At 39.1% G+C, this 1,576-nt stretch carries 2 protein-coding genes; one reads left to right on the forward strand and one right to left on the reverse strand.

Features of this window, described 5'->3' with window-relative positions; all coding sequences use genetic code 11:
* Positions 1-14 precede the first annotated feature (14 nt).
* A complete protein-coding gene (locus tag KSO91_RS17175) occupies positions 15-230 on the reverse strand; it encodes an AbrB/MazE/SpoVT family DNA-binding domain-containing protein (RefSeq protein ID WP_238744240.1) in 216 nt (71 codons plus the stop codon).
* A 183-nt stretch (positions 231-413) separates the two neighbouring features.
* On the opposite strand from KSO91_RS17175, the gene KSO91_RS17180 reads away from it, so the two are divergent.
* The gene (locus tag KSO91_RS17180) at positions 414-1,529 is read left to right on the forward strand and encodes a transposase (RefSeq protein ID WP_238744241.1); all 1,116 of its coding nucleotides are present in this window, start codon (positions 414-416) and stop codon (positions 1,527-1,529) included.
* Positions 1,530-1,576: the final 47 nt, after the last annotated feature.

Raw genomic sequence — 1,576 nt, forward strand, 5'->3', positions numbered from 1 at the left:
ACTAGTACCAGAGATCATAAGTCCGTGTGGATTTTATCAATACTCTCCCGAGCGTTAATTTTCAGCGGAATAACTCTTTTTAACACTAAAGTATTCTTGTCTTCGATTGTCCATTCAAACTCTTCACCTTTTTCAATACTTAACGCTTCCGCTATAGCCGCTGGCATATTGACGTAGAATGACTTGTTTGTTGGTCGCTGCACTTTTTGTATTTTTATTTTATAACCCACTGGTTTTCCTTTGGTTTGCAAATTAGATATAATTGAACATAGTTTATATACTATATCGATCTCAAAATGAATCTTTTATTTCCAGAACAACATGCCAATACGATAGAGACTACTATCTTAGCAATGTCACGGTGCTATACCATCCCCGCAGGCATTATGACTCGATTGAAAACGGTGTTATTAATGAACAAGAATATTAACATGGCAGCTGTTGCAAGAGAGTTAAACGTGAGTGACAGTTTCGCGGCCAAATGGAGGGACAGAGCCGTACAATTTTTTATTAAATGGCCAATTCAAAAAACATGTATTGAAGAAAGCTGGCCGCTTATATACAAAGCTTTTTCTGATGCTCCCAGAAGTGGTGCTCCGGCAACTTACACTGCCGAGCAGTTCTGTGGTGTAATGGCTGTTGCGTTAAAAGAGCCAACACAGTGCAACAGAGAAATAACTCACTGGACATACATCGAACTAGCTGATGAAGTGAACCAACAGGGAATAGCAAAGGGGATGTCAAAAAGCACTGTCGGGCGCTTCCTTAAACAAGCTGATATCAGACCACATTGTTCAACTTACTGGCTCAATCCTAATATTGAAGACGATGAGACCTTTAAGAAGGAAGTAAATAACGTTTGTGAGACTTACCATCAAGCTACTGAACGAGCTAAAGAAGATGTCATTACCGTGTCCGTAGATGAAAAAACGGGTATCCAGGCATTAGAGCGAATATCACCAACGAAGCCAATGAAACAAGGCGTGATAGAGAAGCGAGAGTTTGAATACAAACGTCATGGAACACTGAGTTTGACACCCAGCTTTAATGTTGTCACTGGCAAGATAATGCAATACAGAATTGCGGAAACACGGGGAGAGATTGATTTTTTCGAGCACATAAAAAAGACGGTGGCGTTATCACCTAAAAGTGGGTGGGTGATTGTGGCTGATCAATTGAATGTTCATAAATCAGAATCTTTGGTTCGGTATATAGCTAAGCATTGCGGTATTACTGATGAGCTTGGGATAAAAGGAAAATCAGGCATTCTGAAAAACATTGCCTCCCGACAAGCATTTTTGACGGATGAAACACATAAAATTCGATTTGTTTTTACGCCAAAGCATTGCTCGTGGTTAAATCAAGTTGAGATTTGGTTTGGTATTTTAGCGAGAAAGTTACTTAATCGTGGTGATTTTTGCAGTATGGAAGACTTGAGAAATAAGATGGAGCGCTTTATTGATTATTTTAACGAGAATTTAGCAAAACCATTTAAATGGACGTATAAAGGTAAGGCTTTGTCGGCTTGAACCAATTATGAACATTATCACACGGACTTATGAATCGAGGTACTAGT

This window comes from Psychromonas antarctica (genome assembly GCF_022267535.1).
Lineage (GTDB): Bacteria > Pseudomonadota > Gammaproteobacteria > Enterobacterales > Psychromonadaceae > Psychromonas > Psychromonas antarctica.